The following is an 18,075-nucleotide window of genomic DNA, read 5'->3' as shown; positions in this document are numbered from 1 at the left end:
CGGGAGTGTCAAATTTGCAAGATATTGTGCTGGTCCCTGGGATTGTTGTTATCGTTATCGTCATATTAGGGATCGCTTTTTGGGCCCGCTACAAAACGGTAGGGCCGGATGAAGGGATGATCGTGACGGGTTCTTTTCTGGGAAATAAAAATATTTCCGAGGATGACTCTGGACGTAAAATTAAAATTGTACGCGGCGGGGGGGCCTTCATTTGGCCTATTTTCCAGCAGTCCGAATTCATCTCTCTGTTGTCCCATAAACTGGACGTAACCACACCGGAAGTGTATACGGAGCAAGGAGTTCCCGTGATTGCGGATGGTGTGGCGATCATCAAGGTCGGCAGTTCTATTGAAGATGTGGCTACAGCAGCCGAGCAGTTCATCGGGAAGCCACTGGAGGCTCTTAGGGGAGAGGCTCAGGAAGTGCTGGAAGGGCATTTACGCGCAATCCTCGGCTCGATGACAGTGGAGGAAGTATATCGTAATCGGGATCGGTTTGCGCAGGAAGTACAGGGCGTGGCTGCTCGTGATCTGAAAAAGATGGGCTTGCAAATCGTTTCCTTCACCATCAAAGATGTGCGTGATAAGCACGGATATCTGGATGCGCTTGGTAAGCCGAGAATTGCCGCTGTGAAACGGGATGCTGAGATTGCGGAAGCCGAAGCTGTGCGGGATGCCCGGATTCAGAAGGCGCGTGCAGAACAGGAGGGCCAGAAGGCCGAACTGCTGCGAGATACCAACATTGCCGAGGCAGCCAAAGAGAAAGAACTGAAAGTGGCTTCGTTTAAAAAAGAACAGGATACAGCGAAGGCAGAAGCCGATCAGGCTTATCACATCCAGGAGGCCCGTGCCAAGCAGACTGCCGTCGAGGAGCAGATGAAGGTCGAGCTGGTGCGCAAAGAACGGGAAATTGACCTTCAATCCAAGGAAATACAGGTACGTGAAAAGCAATATGATGCGGAAGTGAAAAAGAAGGCAGAAGCCGATCGGTATGCGGTCGAACAAGCGGCGGAAGCAGATAAATCGCGTAAAATGCGTGAGGCTGAATCACTGCAATACTCGATTGAGACACAGGCTAAAGCGTCAGCTGAACAAAAACGTCTAAACGGGCAAGCAGAAGCGGATGCCGAACGCGCCAAAGGTACGGCAGACGCAGATGTCATCCGTTTGCGTGGACTTGCAGAAGCGGAGGCCAAGGAAAAACTGGCGGAGGCGTTCCAGAAGTTTGGAGAGGCTGCCGTGCTTGATATTATCGTAAAAATGTTGCCTGAGCTGGCTGGACGTATTGCCGAACCGATTGCGTCCATTGATAAACTCACCGTAGTTGATACAGGAAAAGGAGAAGGAGCAGCGCGTGTCAGTAATTATGTCACCGAACTGATGGCTACGGCGCCCGAGATGCTGAAGAGTGTATCCGGTATTGATGTGGAACAGTTAATCAAGGGGCTTACCACTGGGAAAAAAGGCCTTCATTCCGTGCCGTCCTCCGGTGAAGCGAACAAGCAGCCTCTTCCAGCCTCGGTGGAGGCAGCACTAACAGATAAAGAATAACGATAAGTCTTTGGGAGCTTCTATCCCTAACCAAAAGACCGCTTTTCATCACAGCATTTTCCGGCAATGTGATGAAAAGCGTTTTCTTTTTATTGACCTTTAGCCGAATATTTGGTACTTTAACGTGGATTCCTCTGAGCTTCATGCTATAATTCTTAGGATCAAGGTTCTGATAAAAGAGGTGCGGATGTGAGCAGCCTAAAAGTGGCCAAAGCGCTGAATAACAATGTGATTATAGGAATGCACCCCGAGCATGATGAGGTTGTCGTGATTGGAAAAGGAATCGGTTTCAATCGCAGACCCGGCGATCTTATGCCGTTGGATTCAGTTGAAAAATTATTTATATTAAAAAGCCATGAAGAACAGGAGCAATACAAACGGTTGCTTCCTGAGCTGGATGAAAAGCTCATCGAGGTCATCGGTGAGGTGCTTCATCTTGTTCAGCTTCAAGCAAAGAAGCCTCTAAATGAGCACATTCTGATTGCTTTAACTGACCATATCGCTTTTTCCATCAACCGTCATAAACAGGGAATTACGATTCATAATCCGTTTTTGTATGAGACTAGGGAAATATATCCTCAGGAATACAAGATGGCTGAGCAGGCTGTTGCTTTAATCAGGGATAAGATGAATGTAGATCTGGGAGAAGATGAAATCGGATTCGTGGCCCTGCATATTTATAGCGCCATGACAAACCAGCATATTTCCGAGGTTAGGAAGGATTCTCGTCTGATTGCTGATATGGTTCAGGTTGTCGAGACGACACTGGATTATCGAATTCCTCTCCAATCCCTTGATTATTCTCGACTGCTGACTCATCTGAGGTTTGCGATTGAACGTGTGCGCCGGGGAGAGATTGTGCAGGAGATTTATCGATTGGACAAGCTTTTGAATGAAGAATATCCAGAAATGTATATGCTGTCCTGGAAACTGACGAAGATTATGGAGAAAAGGCTACGTAAACCTGTTTATCCGGCTGAGGTTAGTTATTTGACAATGCATCTGCAGCGGTTGTCCCAACGCAAAGAGCAGGGGGAGCAACAAAAAGTGATAAAACCGGAATAAAAAAGTATTGCCTCGCATTTAGTGGGGTGCTATAATCAATTTTGCAATGAGGAAGACAACAACTGAACATTTAACGTGTTACTGATTCGATCAGGCATGAGTTGTTTTAAGTTATGATTGTTTACAGCCTACTGGGGTAAGCTATATCCCAAGGTTGTTTTCAAACATACTTAAATCGGCTCATGCCTTTTTTGTTGTTTTGCCTCTGTTCTAAATTTCAGAGAAGGATGTGGAAGGTATGTTTAAAAAGCTTTTCGGCGTTTTACAGCGTGTCGGTAAAGCATTAATGCTTCCTGTAGCGATTTTGCCAGCTGCGGGGCTTTTATTGGGTATCGGTAACATGCTGGTCAATCCTGATTTTCTCCAGTATATTCCGGCATTAAATGCGGGCTGGGTTCAATCGGTTGCGACGATCATGATGAATGCCGGACAAATCGTTTTTGATAATCTGGCACTGTTGTTCGCAGTCGGCGTAGCCGTCGGTCTGGCGGGCGGTGAAGGTGTAGCAGGTCTGGCTGCCATCATCGGTTACCTCGTTATGAACATTACTCTGGGTACAGCCGTGGGTGTCACACCTGGTCTGATTGCTCAAAAAATACCGGGTTATGCGAACGTGTTGGGAATTCCAACGCTTCAAACCGGGGTGTTCGGCGGGATAATCATCGGTATACTGGCCGCAGCCATGTACAACCGCTTTTTCAAAATTGAGCTTCCTTCGTATCTGGGCTTTTTCGCGGGTAAGCGTTTCGTTCCAATTGCAACGGCGGTATCCTCACTTATTGTCGGACTAGCACTGGTTCTGATCTGGCCTCCAGTTCAACAAGGACTTAACGCAGTATCTCACTTTATGGTGTATTCCAACCCGACTTTGTCGGCGTTCCTGTTCGGGGTTATCGAACGCGCGCTGATTCCATTTGGTTTGCATCACATTTGGTATTCACCGTTCTGGTTTGAGTTTGGTGAATATGTTAACAAAGCAGGTCAAACTGTTCACGGTGACCAGCAGATCTTCTTCAGCCAGCTTCGCGACGGAGTGGCTTTGACAGCAAGTACGTTCCAAGTGGGTAAATTCCCATTCATGATGTTCGGTTTGCCAGCAGCAGCGCTTGCGATGTACCATGAAGCAAGACCAGAACACAAAAAATATGTAGCAGGTATTATGGGTTCAGCAGCATTGACTTCGTTCTTGACAGGTATTACGGAGCCACTGGAATTTTCCTTCCTGTTCGTAGCTCCACTGCTGTTTGCAGTACACTGTATATTCGCAGGTCTGTCATTTATGACCATGCAAATTTTACATGTCAAAATCGGTATGACCTTCTCAGGCGGATTTATTGACTTCCTGATTTTCGGGATTATTCCAACCCGTACGCCTTGGTGGTATGTAATCATCGTCGGTCTGATTTTGGCAGTTATTTATTACTTCGGATTCCGATTCATCATACGGAAATTCAACTTGAAAACACCAGGGCGTGAAGAAGCCACAGAAAATGTGGATGGCGCAGCAACTGGTAGTAGTGATGAGCTCCCACACAACATTTTGGCAGCTTTCGGCGGTTCATCGAATATCAAGCATCTGGATGCTTGTATCACACGTCTTCGGATCGAGGTTAATGAGAAATCAAACGTTGACAAAGCTCGTCTGAAACAACTTGGCGCATCGGGTGTCCTTGAAGTCGGTAACAATGTACAGGCAATTTTCGGTACACGTTCCGACACCATTAAATCTCAAATGGCTGATATCATGGCTGGACGTACACCTGCACCAGCTCCGGCGCAACCTGCTCCACAAGAGGAGAAGGAAGCTGGAGAAGAACAACAAACCATTATTGTAGAAGATATTGTAATGCCTGTTAACGGCGAATTGGTTGATATCTCGACGGTTCCCGATCCGGTATTTGCAGAACGTATGACAGGTGACGGCTTTGCGGTCGTGCCAAATGATGGAACGATTGTGTCCCCTGTTTACGGCAAAGTATTCAATGTATTCCCGAGCAAGCATGCGGTTGGTATCCAATCCGATGGCGGTAAAGAAGTGCTTGTTCATATCGGGGTGAATACAGTGAAGCTTAAAGGTCAAGGATTTGACGTTTTGGTGAACGAAGGCGATCTTGTGTCAGCTGGCCAGCCTATTATGAAAGTAGACCTGGAATACGTGAAGGCAAACGCTAAATCCATCATCTCACCTGTCATTTTTACTAACCTTCCTGAAGGTTCTTCGGTAACTTTAAACAAAACTGGAGTATTGAAGGCTGGCGAAGATGGTATAATTACGATAAAATAAACTCTATGTGTTTCGGATTAGTTGATTAGGCGGCTTAGGCCGTCTGATCAATTATTCGGTATACTGCGTGTAAACAAATATTATCTTTAGGAAAGTGGGAGGAACAAATTATGCAAACAACTTTTAGAATTACGGATGAAGACGGTATCCATGCACGTCCTGCAACTGCGCTGGTAAATACAGCTAACAAATTCAGCGGTGCTGAATCTTTTGCCGAAGCTAACGGTAAAAAAGTAACTTTGAAATCCATTCTGGGTGTATTGTCTCTGGGTCTGGAACAAGGCGATACTATTAACATTATCTGCGAAGGCGCTGAAGCTGCCGAAGCACTGAAAGCTCTTGAAAATGTAATCGTCAACGAAGGGCTGGGCGAAGTTCATGCTTAAGATTTCTGGGATTGCCGCTTCGGCAGGCATAGCCATTGCCCGGGCGTTTATCTTGGAGCATCCGAATTACGCTGTAGAGAGACGCGCGGTTGGTGATGTTGAAGCTGAAATCGCAAGATTGGATGCGGCTTTGGCACAATCTCAAACCGAATTGGAATCGATTAAGGAGAAAACGCTTAAGGAACTGGGAGAGAAAAAAGCAGAAATTTTTGCATCTCACCTGCTCATTTTGAATGACCCTGAATTGATCGATCCGGTTAAAGCTAAAATCAGAGACGAGCAGCTTAATGCTGACTATGCTTTGAATGAAGTAGCTACACAGTTCATTTCCATGTTTGAAAACATGAAAAGTGCCTATTTGCAAGAACGCGCATCGGACATGCGTGATGTAACCAAGCGGATCCTGAATCACCTGCTTGGTGTTCATTTTGTTAGTCCTGCAGAAATTGCCGAAGAAACGATTGTGCTTGCAGAAGATTTGACACCTTCCGACACAGCTCAGCTGAACCGTGAATTTGTTAAAGGTTTTGCAACGAATATCGGCGGACGTACTTCGCATTCGGCTATTATGGCTCGCTCACTTGAAATTCCTGCAGTTGTGGGAACGAAAAATATATTGTCTCAAGCTAAAAGCGGCGATTTGATTATCGTTGATGGTTTGGATGGTCACGTATTCGTGAACCCTACCGAAGAGATTGTTGCAGAATACCGTGCTAAACAAGTGGCATACGACAAGCAACGCGAAGAGTGGCGCAAGCTGCGCGGCGAAGCTACGGTTTCTGTCGATGGTGTCCATGTCGAACTGGCAGCCAATATTGGTACGCCTAATGATGTAGCTGGTGTCCTGGACAACGGTGGTGAAGGCGTTGGCTTGTACCGTACGGAGTTCTTGTACATGGGACGCGATAAGCTTCCATCCGAAGAAGTACAGTATACAGCGTACAAAACTGTTCTGGAAAGAATGGAAGGTAAACCGGTTGTAGTCCGTACTTTGGATATCGGTGGTGACAAAGAACTTCCTTATCTGGACCTGCCGAAAGAAATGAATCCGTTCCTCGGATTCCGTGCTATTCGCCTGTGTCTGGATCGCCAGGATATTTTCCGCACTCAATTGCGTGCTTTGTTGCGTGCGAGTGTGCATGGTAACTTGCGCATCATGTTCCCAATGATTGCTACGCTGAACGAATTCCGTGAAGCTAAAGCTGTTTTGTTGGAAGAAAAGGAAAAATTGGTAGCTGAGGGTGTATCCGTATCCGAAGAAATTCAACTGGGCATCATGGTAGAAATTCCTTCTACAGCGGTATTGGCTGACCAATTCGCAAAAGAAGTAGATTTCTTCAGTATCGGTACAAACGATCTGATTCAATACACAATGGCAGCGGATCGCATGAACGAGCGGGTTTCTTACCTGTATCAACCATACAATCCATCCATTCTGCGTCTGGTGAAAATGGTTATTGATGCCGCTCACCGTGAAGGACGTTGGGTTGGTATGTGTGGCGAAATGGCAGGAGATACAACAGCAATTCCGTTGCTGCTGGGTCTCGGACTTGATGAGTTCAGTATGAGCGCCACTTCCATTCTGCCAGCACGTAGTCAAATTTCCAAGTTGTCCCGTGCGGACATGGAAAAACTGGCTACAAAAGCTCTGGACATGCAAACAGCAGAACAGGTTGTTGAATTGGTTCAAAGCATCGAAGGCTAAGGAAGGGTATTACATTTCAAAGGTTATATCTTTTTCCAACAAAAAATTGCTGTGTACATACAGCAGCCGGTATCTAATTAGATACCGGCTTTTTTGCATCCTTTAAGTAGAATTTGTTTTCAACTGCATGAGCAATTCAGTACAGGTTTGCGGGCTGCAGTAGTTTCGTCCAATCGTGTGACTGGAGTAGTATATGGTGCATTGAGCACCAGCTCAGGGTTCTCTTCTGCTTCCCGCGCAATATGAATCATAGTGTCGACAAAAGCATCAAGTGTTTCCTTACTTTCTGTTTCCGTGGGCTCGATCATGATGCACTCCTCTACATTCAGCGGGAAGTAAATTGTAGGTGGATGGTAGCCGAAATCAAGCAGACGTTTGGCTACATCAAGCGTGCGCACTCCAAATTTTTTCAAGCCTCGCCCTGACATCACGAATTCGTGTTTGCAATGTCCAGGGTAGGGCAGATCAAAATATGGAGCGAGCCGATGCATCATGTAATTGGCATTGAGTACAGCACATTCCGATACACGCTTTAAGCCATCAGGACCGTAGCTACGGATATAGGCATAGGCACGGACGAGAATACCGAAGTTCCCGTAAAAGGCTTTAACCCGTCCAATAGAATCTCCCTGTTCCCGGTCCCAGTGGTACACCCCCTGTGGATCCCGTGCGACAAGCGGCTTGGGCAAATAAGGGATGAGCCGTTGCTTTACGCCGACAGGCCCAGCGCCGGGGCCACCGCCACCATGCGGGGTACTCATCGTTTTGTGCAAATTGAGATGCACTACATCGAAGCCCATATCTCCGGGACGGGTAATCCCCATGATGGCGTTGGAGTTCGCCCCGTCATAGTAGAGCAGACCCCCCGCGTCATGCACGATGGCAGCAATGTCAGTGATTTGCTTCTCGAACAGCCCAAGCGTGTTCGGGTTGGTCAGCATGAGCGCAGCAGTGTCGTTGCCTACGGCTTGACGCAGCGCATCCAGATCCACTAGCCCCTCAGGGGTGGAAGGAAGGGTGACTGTTTCGAAGCCTGCGACGGTTGCACTGGCGGGGTTCGTTCCGTGCGACGAATCCGGCACGAGCACCTTGGTACGTCGCTCACTACGTGCTTCGTGGTATGAGCGAATCATCATCAGCCCGGTCCATTCGCCATGGGCGCCCGCGGCGGGCTGAAGCGTGACGGCATCCATGCCAGTTAACGCAGCCAAATCATTTTGGAGCGTATGCAGCAACTCCATGGCACCCTGGATGCTCTCCTCGGGCTGATATGGATGGATTTTGGCGAAGCCTGTATATCGGGCGACATCCTCATTCACCTTCGGATTGTATTTCATCGTACAGGAGCCGAGCGGATAAAATCCATTGTCCACGCCAAAATTGCGCCGGGACAAGGCGGTATAATGCCGAATAACGTCTACTTCGGATACCTCGGGTAATGCTGCAGGTTCGCTGCGCAGCGCATAGTCTGGCAAAAGCTCTGCCACCGGGCGACGGGGAACGTCGCACTCGGGAAGGGAATAGGCGATGCGACCCGGACGGCTCAATTCAAAAATGAGCGCTTGATCGTGTTCCTTTAACAGCTCTTGTTTCTGATCCTGTCCGGTATGTGTCATAGCAATCCCCCCAAGGTGTGCACAAATTGGTCAATCTCTTCTTTGGTTCTTTGCTCCGTCACGGCAATCAACATGTGACCAGCAAGTTCCTCATAGTCCCGGCCCAAATCGTAGCCAGCGATAAATCCAGCAGCTAGCAGCTCGGCCTGGAGTCTGCTCATATCTGTACCCTCAGGCAGTCTCAGGGCAAACTCGTTAAAGGTCGGTGCGTTAAACGAGGCAGTTACGCCCTTCAAGCTCAGCAATTGCTCTAAAGCATACCGGCTTTTATGCAAATTTAGCTCGGCTACTTCCTTGATCCCCTGTCTACCCATAACAGACAAGTATACAGATGCAGATAAAGCTAGCAACGCTTGATTGGAACAAATGTTAGAGGTGGCCTTTTCGCGGCGGATATGCTGTTCGCGCGCTTGCAAGGTCAGCACGAAGCCGCGTTTACCATTGCGATCAGTGGTCTGACCCACAATACGGCCGGGGATACGGCGCATATGTGCCTGAGAAACGGCAAAGTATCCACAGGTCGGACCGCCGAGAGAAGAGGAGATGCCAAGTGGCTGCGCGTCTCCTACCACAATATCCGCGCCCTGTTTGCCGGGTGTCTCCAGCAAGCCAAGTGCCAGTGGGTTGGCACTGACGACCAAAAGACCTTTGTGTGCATGGATGAGGTCAGCCATCGGCTGTAGATTTTCCACGGCTCCGAAAAAGTTGGGGCTTTGGACCAAAACAGCCGCGGTCTGTTCCGATACGGCCGCCGCTAACGCATCAGCATCCGTTACACCGTCCGAACAGCCGATCTCCACGATGTCCAAATTCAATCCGCGTGCATAGGTTGCCAATACCTGACGTGCCTCTGGATGGACGGACCTCGATACGATAAGCTGTTTACGGCGGGTAGCTGCGGCGGACAGTGAGCCCGCTTCCGCCAGTGCAGTCGCTCCGTCGTACATGCTGGCATTAGCTACAGCCATGCCCGTCAATTCGCAAATATACGACTGAAATTCGAAAATGGCTTGTAGCTCGCCTTGGCTTACTTCCGGCTGATAGGGGGTGTAGGCTGTATAGAATTCCGAGCGTGAAGTGATGTGCTGGATGACCGACGGAATATGATGATCATAAATTCCTGCGCCAAGAAAGCTGGCATGTGTGTCTGTATTGGCGTTGTGTCCAGCCAGCTCGGCCAAGTGGCGGGTTAAGGCTTTCTCATCGAGTCGAGAAGAAAGAGGGAGTTCCCCTTGATATCGAATGGCCTCTGGAATGTCACTGAATAAATCATCAATGGATGATACACCCACCACACGCAGCATTTCGGTTTGATCTTGTTCAGTCATAGGGAGATAACGATGCTGCTTCATAGGTTCTGGCTCCTTTCGAAAAGCAAAATTTTAAATCGTAATTAGCTAATAAAAAAGTGTGAGCTGAAAAACCCGGAAGTTCATATCTGACATGTTTGCTTTATTGGAATGAAGAGAGTTTAAGATTAGCGCGGGCGTTTATAAAAGGGTGCTGCCACTACCTCGGCACGCAGGCGTTTGCCACGAATCTCAACCTCCAGCGGTGTGGAGAGGGCGCTAAAACGACTGTCCACCAAGGCGAGGCCCAGATTACGCTTCAAGGTGGGCGACTGAGTCCCCGTTGTGACCTCACCGATGCGTTGTCCTTCTGCGAATACCGGATAATGGGCGCGTGGGATGCCGCGATCAATCATTTCCAGCCCGATCAATTTACGAGGAATCCCTTGATCTTTCTGACGTTGCAGTGCTTCTCTACCGATAAAATCTCCTTTATTCAGCTTGACGAAGTACCCTAGACCGGCTTCAAGTGGTGAAATCGTGGCAGATAGCTCCTGTCCGTACAGCGGCAACCGAGCCTCAAAGCGTAGTGTATCCCGAGCACCAAGTCCAGCGGGAATCAGCCCATACGACTCACCGGAACGAAGCAAACCCTCCCATACGGCGGGTGCTTCCGCAGCAGGTACATAAAATTCAAAACCGTCTTCGCCCGTATATCCGGTTCGTGAGACGAGTGCTTTTGCTCCGAACAATGGCACGTTCTCATGAAAGTGGAAAGATGCCAGATTCGTAATATCCGTATCTGCCACGGCTGCGGCAATACGTGCTGCTTCCGGTCCCTGCAATGCCAGCAATGCTATTGCATCAGACACATTCTCCATGTGAACGGATGCAGGTACATGACGAAGTAACCAATCCCAATCCTTATCAATGTTGGAGGCGTTCACAACGAGCATGTAGCGCTCCGGTCCTTTGCAGTAAACAAGCAGGTCGTCTACTACACCTCCATCGGGGTAACACAGGAGTGAATATTGTGCCTGACCTGGTTCCAACTGGCTGACATCATTCGTGGTCACCCTTTGTAGAAAAGCTTCGGCCTCTTTGCCTTCAACCAAAAACTCACCCATATGCGATACATCGAATAAACCCGCACGTTGCCGGACGGCCTCATGCTCCTTTTGGATACCGCTAAACTGAACGGGGAGCTCCCAGCCGCCAAAGTCAATACAACGAACCCCAGACTGCGTCCCGTAGGACGAATATAGCGGTGTTTTTCGCAAATTAGTCATGTTTCCACTCCTATCCGGTGTGATCGGCAAAACAAAAAAGACAGGCCGAAAAAAACGTATAGACAGCAGTCTATACTCTTTTTTCAGCTCTGTCCTTGATACCAGAAAGTTACCCCGGTATGTACCGGGTTTCCTCTTGGGTGATCCGCTCCAATAGCGAATGCTCTCCAGAGATGCGTCCGGCAGAGGTCCTTTTGCCTGAGAGATTCACCTGCAATGCAGGCTTACTCCTTCGGCGCTACCTTCGGGATCAGCAGTATATTACCTGGCTTTGCAGATAACAACTTGATCCGATTCGCGTGCACAACTGTCTCACAAGCGGCAACAGCTATGCGAATCTTTTTGGCAGTCTCTCCCTCTGCGTTCATCCGCGTTTGCAGTTGTCGGGTGTTTCCCAAAGTATTTGCTATAACCCATTAATACGCAAATTCATTCAAAATGTCAATAAAAATGTCATCAAAAACAATAGAAAAAACATTTAATATATAAATAAGGATATGTAAGCGTTTGTTATAAATTATTATATTTTTATATAGAGCGCTATAGGAGGTGATATGAAGTATTTTTGTTAGTATTATTGACATGAGTGTTCTTATTGTCATAATCTTAACCTGTCTAATACAGGTGAGCAAATGCGATTTTATTCATATGGAAGTGAGGGGAACAGAATGGGTGAAGTGAAGCAGCAACTTTGGTATACAGACGAACATGAGTGGGTTCAGCGGACAGAGAATGGAACGGTGCGGATTGGTATTACAGACTTTGCACAGCACCAACTGGGTGATATTGTTTTTGTAGAATTACCTGAGGCGGGAGTAACGATTGAGCAGGGAGCGGAGATCGGTACGATTGAGTCGGTGAAGACGGTATCCGACCTTTTTGCTCCGGTGACGGGAACCATATTAAAAGTGAATGAAGCGCTGGAAGGTACACCTGAGCTAGTGAATGAATCTCCATATGACAAAGGTTGGATGGTAGAAGTAGAGATGGATAAAGATGTGGAGGAAGCATTGGGCAAACTACTGTCGGCGGATCAGTATGAGCAGTTGATTTCGGAGTAATAAATAGAGCAATGCAGCATGAAATAATAGCGTGTTATTCGGAATTTTATATTGATTTTTAATTGAATAAGAGCATCGTTAGTTTGCTCGATTTTTGTATAAAATGGTCGCTATGATTTGACGTAGCGGCTATTTTTTTGTCTTTTTTTTGCAAACGTAATTACGTGTGTTGTTCTGATATAGAGGGTTGTCCCCATATAGGAATCATACATAATCCAGCGCGGTTTTTCGACTAATTTCTATAGCTACAGGTCATATTAAGAAGAATTATGCAGGTATAATATCTTCCTGGATAATTTAAATTTAAATGTTGTCATCAACGTTCATGACGAAAGTACGTTTTCATTTCGTTGATGAAGATAGCGCTGTCATTTAGTATGAATTTTAAGAAAAGGTAGTGATGCTTACCTACAAGGAGGATTTGAATATGAGTACATTGGACGCAAAGCCAAGTTCAAAAGGAGGCACTCGTGTCGCCGTACAGCGTTTTGGCCGTTTTCTTAGCGGTATGGTTATGCCCAATATGGGAGCCTTTATTGCGTGGGGGTTGATTACGGCACTCTTTATTCCGACCGGATGGTTCCCGAACGAAGGTTTTGCACAGTTGGTTGATCCGATGAAAAATTATTTGTTGCCGCTGCTGATTGGTTATACAGGGGGCACGATGATTCACGGACAGCGTGGAGGTGTGATCGGTGCCATCATGACGATGGGTGTCATAGTAGGAGCCGATATCCCGATGTTCCTGGGCGCGATGGTAGCTGGTCCGCTGGCTGCGTGGATATTGAAGAAGTTCGATAAGGCCATTGAAGGCAAAGTCAAATCAGGCTTTGAAATGCTGGTCAATAATTTCTCGGCCGGGATTATCGGTGCCATTCTAGCACTGCTCGCTCATGTGGGGATTGGCCCGGTCGTTCAAACCATCAGCCAAGTATTGTCGGCAGGGGTACAGTTTCTCGTAAATGCAGGACTCTTGCCGCTTGTCAACCTCATTATTGAGCCCGGAAAAGTATTATTTCTTAACAACGCGCTGAATCACGGAGTATTGAGTCCGATTGCGTTGGAGGAAGCTGCAAGAACAGGCAAATCCGTACTGTTCATGCTGGAATCCAACCCTGGGCCGGGGCTTGGTATTTTGCTGGCCTACTGTCTGTTCGGTAAAGGCTCTGCGAAGTCGTCAGCTCCTGGCGCAGTCATCATTCATTTTTTCGGCGGGATTCATGAAATTTATTTCCCTTATATTTTGATGAAGCCGATTCTGATTCTTGCAGCTATAGCTGGCGGTGTTGTGGGAACCTTCTGTTTCATGTTGACAGGTGCCGGACTGGTTGCTGCTCCTTCACCGGGTAGTATCATCGCCTATTTTCTAATGACGCCAAAAGGTGGATATTTGCCAATGCTGAGCGGGGTGATCGCTGCTGCGGTCGTATCCTTTGCTGTTGCAGCAGTGTTACTCAAGACAGGTAAGCAACAAGAAGAGGGGCTGGAGGAAGCTGCATCTCGCCTGAAAGATATGAAAAATCAAAGCAAGAGTGCCAGTGCTAACGCCACTGTAATGGAAGATAACCACGAATCTGATCGTGCTGCCGAGATTGTCGCAGATCGAACGCTCAAGGATAAATCCGAAGTGAACAAGATTGTCTTTTCCTGTGATGCAGGTATGGGTTCAAGCGCGATGGGTGCCTCGATTTTACGCAAAAAAATGAAGCAGGCGGGCGTAGGCGTAACAGTTACGAATACGGCAATCAGTGAAATTCCACAGGATGCGGATATTGTCATTACGCAAAAAACGTTGACAGACCGGGCTAAAACAGTAGTCCCGAATGCTGAACACATTTCCATTGACAATTTTCTGAAGAGTCCTGAATACGAAGCGCTGGTTGAACGTCTGAAATCCGATTCTTAATCCCCGTCATAGTCAGGCGGACTGTATGCAGTGCACGTCTCCTGCTGGAGGGATGAGCTTGGGAAGGAACGGTATGCGCTTATGAATATTACGAAACGACAACGTGACATCGTGGAATATCTTCTGGAGCAGTCCAAAGAGGTTACAGCCGGGGAAATTGCCACGAAGATCAATGTCAGCACAAGGACGGTTCATCGAGAACTGGGCGCAGTCGAGCATTGGCTGGCAGCTCATGAGGTGAAGCTGGAGAAAAAGTCAGGGATTGGTATCTGTATAGATGCAGACCCAGCTCAGCTTGTATGCCTGCGAAAGCAATTGCTGCATACGAATCCAGACGAATATTCGGCTGAGGAGAGAAAGATCGTGGTTCTCTGCATGCTGCTGGATACACGGGAGCCGATCAAGCTGCTGGCGCTGGCTTCAGATCTGAAAGTCACGGTAACTACGGTCAGTCATGATCTGGACGAATTACAAGACTGGATCGGAGATCGAGGGCTCGTGCTTGTCCGCAGACGGGGATACGGTGTCGAGATTACCGGACGGGAGATAGACAAAAGACGGGCGATTTCCGAGCTGGCCCTCGAACATTTGGATGAATCTGATCTGTTTTCCAGCCAGGGAGAGGTTCGTTCTGTGACCCGTGTCTCCGACAAATTGCTGGAGATGATTGGCAGAGGGAACTTGCTGATCGTGGAAAAGGCCCTCTGGCAGCCCCATGAAAAGTGGCTGGAAAACATGGTGGAAAGCAAATATATGGAGTTGCTGATTCAGATTTGCGTTTCGCTGGCACGTCTACGACTCGGGTATGTTATGGATCCTCTTCTCTCCTATTTAAAAACAGATTCGGATGAGAATATCATGCTGCGTACAGCTATGGTAGAACGCATATGCGCAGAATTGTCAGCGGCGCTGGATATTAACTTTCCGGACCCGGAACGATCTTATTTCAGGCTGCTGTTCCGTGATGCCGAGGATCATTCTACCCGGCTGCTGCCGCTCGATGATCTTGTACTGCTGGAGTCGGTTCATGAGTTGATTCGTCGTGTGGAGGAAGAAACAGGCACGCCATTGGAAGAGGACCGTGTTCTGCGTGAAGGACTGATTGCCCATATGGCTCCGGTATTCAAACGTTTGAAGGAAGGCAAGTCGATTCGTAATCCCCTCCTTCAGCAAATCCGCAAGGATTACAGCAGCTTATTCGACTCAGTGAAAAAGGCTGCGGCGGACATGACAGAAATGAAAGTCCCTGATGAAGAGATCGGATTTCTCGTCATGCATTTCGGCGCTTCGCTGGAGCGGCTGCGACAATTGCGGCGGGAGGTGCGGGCCATCGTAGTCTGCACGAGCGGCATTGGTTCATCCAGACTTCTGGCAACAAGGCTCGCCAAAGAGCTGCCACAGATCAAAATTGTGGATAGGGCCTCATGGTACGAGGCGGCGCGGATCCCCAAGGAGGATTATGATCTGATCATTTCGACAGTAGAGCTACCGCTTGAACCAGATCGCTATCTTAAGATCAGCCCGCTGCTGACGCAGGAGGAGAGTGATCGCCTGCGTCAATTTATCCAGCATATTACACTCAATTATCCTGATGACCATCAGCAGGAACAGGTTGTTCAGCCCGGTCAGGACATGGAGTGGCTTACCGGTCTGCGGAAAAGTCTCGATGAAATTGTACACATTGTACAGCAATTTCAAGTGTACCCGCTGGAAAATCAGGAGATGGATATGGCGGCGACCGTAGAGGCTATATGCATGTTGGAGGCGGGGCGGGGGAATGTTACAGAGCCTTCTGCGGTTGCTGCACAACTCATGGAAAGAGAGCGCCAAGGTAGTCAGGTGATCTCTGATACCTCCATTGCTTTAGTTCATACGCGTAGCCACTATATTCGCAAACCTTCGCTTACCTTGTATAAGCTGGCAGAGCCGCTGTTGGCGGATACAGGCGAACAGGTAGAATGCGTGCTGCTCATGTTGGGACCTCGTGAGCTGCCGAGAGAAAGCTTGGAGGTATTGAGCGAGATTAGTGCATTACTCTTGCAGGAAGACATGGTTACGCTACTGGAACACGGTAGCAGGGATCATATTGTCAATTATATATCGAGTGAGCTAGCTGGATTTTTCCACAGTAAATTAGGGACAGGGAGGAACCTACCGTGAGTATTATGACGATAGACAAAGTAAAAATGAATGCAACCGCCAAAGACAAATATGAGGCGATTCGTATGGCTGGACAAATCCTGCTGGATGCAGGACATATTTCAAGTGAGTACATTGACAAGATGCTGGAACGCGAGGAGATCGTGTCCACCTATATCGGGAACGGGCTGGCTATTCCACATGGCACCAAGGAATCCAAGACGCTTATTCAATCCACAGGCATCTCCATCGTTCAGTTTCCGCAAGGCGTAGATTTTGGGGAAGAAAAAGCATACATGGTAATCGGCATTGCAGCACAAGGCGGCAATCATATGGAGATTTTGACGAGTATTGCTGTGGTGTGTGCAGAGGAAGAAAACATGGAGAAACTTCGCAACGCGGTGACCCCACAGGAAATTATAGATCTGTTCGAAAGTGAGCTGGAGCTATGAGAGCCGTCCACTTTGGAGCAGGAAATATCGGTCGCGGCTTTATCGGATTGATTCTGTCGCGTGCAGGCTATGAGGTTGTCTTTTCAGATGTCAATGACACCCTTGTATCCGAGTTACGCCGTCGTAAACAATACACCGTAGAGTTAGCCAATGATACAAAGGATACGGAGCTGGTCATGAATGTGACGGCGATTGACGGCAAGGATGCAGCGGCTGTAGCCGATGCGGTAGACCACGCTGATCTGGTAACGACCGCAGTAGGTGTCAGCATCCTCAAGCACATTGCAGCAGGCATTGCGGAGGGCATCAAGCGGCGGGTAGAGCGAGGAGCGAGGCCGCTGCATGTGATTGCCTGTGAAAATGCAATCGGAGGTAGTGCGCAACTGAAAGAGCATGTTTTTGCGCTATTGGATGAGGCGACCCGTGCCAAGGCTGAGGCTTCGGTGTATTTTCCAAATGCTGCGGTAGACCGGATTGTGCCGATCCAGCAACACGAGGACCCGTTACATGTGCAGGTAGAGCCTTTTTATGAGTGGGTGGTGGATCGTTCGCAAATGGCATCTGAGCATGAAGAAATCGAAGGTATCCTGTACGTGCAGGATCTAGAGCCTTACATTGAACGAAAGCTGTTCACGGTAAATACGGGACATTGCGTGGCAGCTTATCTTGGTTATACCGCAGGTTATGCTACCATTCAGGAGGCCATGAAGGATAGCAAGGTGGTGGATTCGATACAAGGGTCACTGGAGGAAACGGGAGCGGTGCTTGTGAAGCGCTTCGGTTTGGATCAAGAGGAGCATAGGAAGTACATCTCTAAAATTTTGGATCGCTTCCGCAACCCTAATCTAATAGACGATGTTACTCGGGTCGGACGTTCACCATTACGCAAGCTGTCTCCCAATGACCGTCTTGTACGTCCCGCGCTCCAAGCGCAGGAGTATGGCATTCCGACGGATCATCTGGCGTTAGGAATGGCTGCTGCCTGTAAATTTGATATTACGGAAGACCCCGAGGCAGTCGAGCTTCAGCAGGTGATCCGCAACGAAGGGCTGGGTGTGGCGCTGACGCGTTATACTTCCATAACCGCAGACCACCCGTTACATCGGCAGATATTGGAGCAATATGATATTATAAATTCATAAAACAACGTATTACTAACATTAGATTTCGATAATCCTCTTGAAGACAAAGCATCCACATCAACACTAGCGTGTTCTGTAGAGATGTGCTTCAAGAGGATTTTTATATGCGTGATTTACATCACATAACAACCTGCTTAAATTGTTTATATTGATAATGATTATCATTATCTATAAAATGAAATCATTACTAT

General features: G+C 48.0%; 13 protein-coding genes and 1 riboswitch. Of the genes, 10 read left to right on the top strand and 3 right to left on the bottom strand.

Going from position 1 to position 18,075, the window contains the following annotated elements; all coding sequences use genetic code 11:
- Positions 1 to 14 precede the first annotated feature (14 nt).
- From MLD56_RS18975 to ptsP, 5 genes are all read left to right on the top strand, one after another.
- Entirely contained in the window at positions 15 to 1,550 is a 1,536-nt protein-coding gene (locus tag MLD56_RS18975) for a flotillin lipid rafts scaffold protein FloT (protein WP_039272892.1), read from the top strand.
- A 189-nt stretch (positions 1,551 to 1,739) separates the two neighbouring features.
- Positions 1,740 to 2,615: a glucose PTS transporter transcription antiterminator GlcT gene (gene glcT / locus MLD56_RS18970; protein ID WP_029515704.1), complete on the top strand. Its 876-nt coding sequence runs from the start codon at positions 1,740 to 1,742 to the stop codon at positions 2,613 to 2,615.
- A gap of 238 nt (positions 2,616 to 2,853) precedes the next feature.
- Positions 2,854 to 4,899: a glucose-specific PTS transporter subunit IIBC gene (gene ptsG, locus MLD56_RS18965; RefSeq protein WP_029515703.1), complete on the top strand. Its 2,046-nt coding sequence runs from the start codon at positions 2,854 to 2,856 to the stop codon at positions 4,897 to 4,899.
- A gap of 110 nt (positions 4,900 to 5,009) precedes the next feature.
- Positions 5,010 to 5,285, top strand: coding sequence for an HPr family phosphocarrier protein (locus tag MLD56_RS18960; protein WP_013372579.1), 276 nt, complete (start codon positions 5,010 to 5,012; stop codon positions 5,283 to 5,285).
- Complete coding sequence (gene ptsP / locus MLD56_RS18955; RefSeq protein ID WP_029515702.1) at positions 5,278 to 6,990, top strand: phosphoenolpyruvate--protein phosphotransferase; 1,713 nt, start codon at positions 5,278 to 5,280, stop codon at positions 6,988 to 6,990. The genes MLD56_RS18960 and ptsP overlap by 8 nt, the downstream gene beginning before the upstream one ends.
- A gap of 119 nt (positions 6,991 to 7,109) precedes the next feature.
- Here ptsP and gcvPB read toward each other — a convergent pair whose 3' ends face one another.
- From gcvPB to gcvT, 3 genes are all read right to left on the bottom strand, one after another.
- Positions 7,110 to 8,606, bottom strand: a complete 1,497-nt coding sequence (gene gcvPB, locus MLD56_RS18950; protein ID WP_029515701.1) for an aminomethyl-transferring glycine dehydrogenase subunit GcvPB — start codon at positions 8,604 to 8,606, stop codon at positions 7,110 to 7,112.
- On the bottom strand, positions 8,603 to 9,958 hold the full coding sequence (gene gcvPA, locus MLD56_RS18945; RefSeq protein ID WP_029515700.1) for an aminomethyl-transferring glycine dehydrogenase subunit GcvPA: 1,356 nt from the start codon (positions 9,956 to 9,958) through the stop codon (positions 8,603 to 8,605). The genes gcvPB and gcvPA overlap by 4 nt, the downstream gene beginning before the upstream one ends.
- A gap of 125 nt (positions 9,959 to 10,083) precedes the next feature.
- Positions 10,084 to 11,184: a glycine cleavage system aminomethyltransferase GcvT gene (gene gcvT / locus MLD56_RS18940; protein WP_029515699.1), complete on the bottom strand. Its 1,101-nt coding sequence runs from the start codon at positions 11,182 to 11,184 to the stop codon at positions 10,084 to 10,086.
- Between the two features lie 176 nt (positions 11,185 to 11,360).
- Positions 11,361 to 11,460: riboswitch (glycine riboswitch) on the bottom strand.
- A gap of 392 nt (positions 11,461 to 11,852) precedes the next feature.
- Between gcvT and gcvH the strand changes: the two genes are divergently transcribed.
- The 5 genes from gcvH to MLD56_RS18910 all read left to right on the top strand — a co-directional run bounded on the left by gcvH (position 11,853) and on the right by MLD56_RS18910 (position 17,884).
- Complete coding sequence (gcvH, locus tag MLD56_RS18930) at positions 11,853 to 12,245, top strand: glycine cleavage system protein GcvH (protein WP_029515698.1); 393 nt, start codon at positions 11,853 to 11,855, stop codon at positions 12,243 to 12,245.
- A gap of 427 nt (positions 12,246 to 12,672) precedes the next feature.
- The gene (locus MLD56_RS18925) at positions 12,673 to 14,151 is read left to right on the top strand and encodes a PTS mannitol transporter subunit IIBC (protein WP_029515697.1); all 1,479 of its coding nucleotides are present in this window, start codon (positions 12,673 to 12,675) and stop codon (positions 14,149 to 14,151) included.
- An 81-nt stretch (positions 14,152 to 14,232) separates the two neighbouring features.
- The gene (locus MLD56_RS18920; protein ID WP_029515696.1) at positions 14,233 to 16,311 is read left to right on the top strand and encodes a BglG family transcription antiterminator; all 2,079 of its coding nucleotides are present in this window, start codon (positions 14,233 to 14,235) and stop codon (positions 16,309 to 16,311) included.
- On the top strand, positions 16,308 to 16,742 hold the full coding sequence (locus MLD56_RS18915) for a PTS mannitol transporter subunit IIA (RefSeq protein WP_029515695.1): 435 nt from the start codon (positions 16,308 to 16,310) through the stop codon (positions 16,740 to 16,742). The genes MLD56_RS18920 and MLD56_RS18915 overlap by 4 nt, the downstream gene beginning before the upstream one ends.
- Entirely contained in the window at positions 16,739 to 17,884 is a 1,146-nt protein-coding gene (locus tag MLD56_RS18910; RefSeq protein WP_165149649.1) for a mannitol-1-phosphate 5-dehydrogenase, read from the top strand. Before MLD56_RS18915 ends, MLD56_RS18910 begins: the two co-directional genes overlap by 4 nt.
- Positions 17,885 to 18,075: the final 191 nt, after the last annotated feature.

It is taken from the genome of Paenibacillus peoriae, from assembly GCF_022531965.1.
GTDB classification, from domain to species: Bacteria; Bacillota; Bacilli; order Paenibacillales; family Paenibacillaceae; genus Paenibacillus; species Paenibacillus polymyxa_D.
The sequence above is the reverse complement of the archived record's forward strand: the minus strand, read 5'-3'. Positions and strand labels throughout refer to the sequence as shown.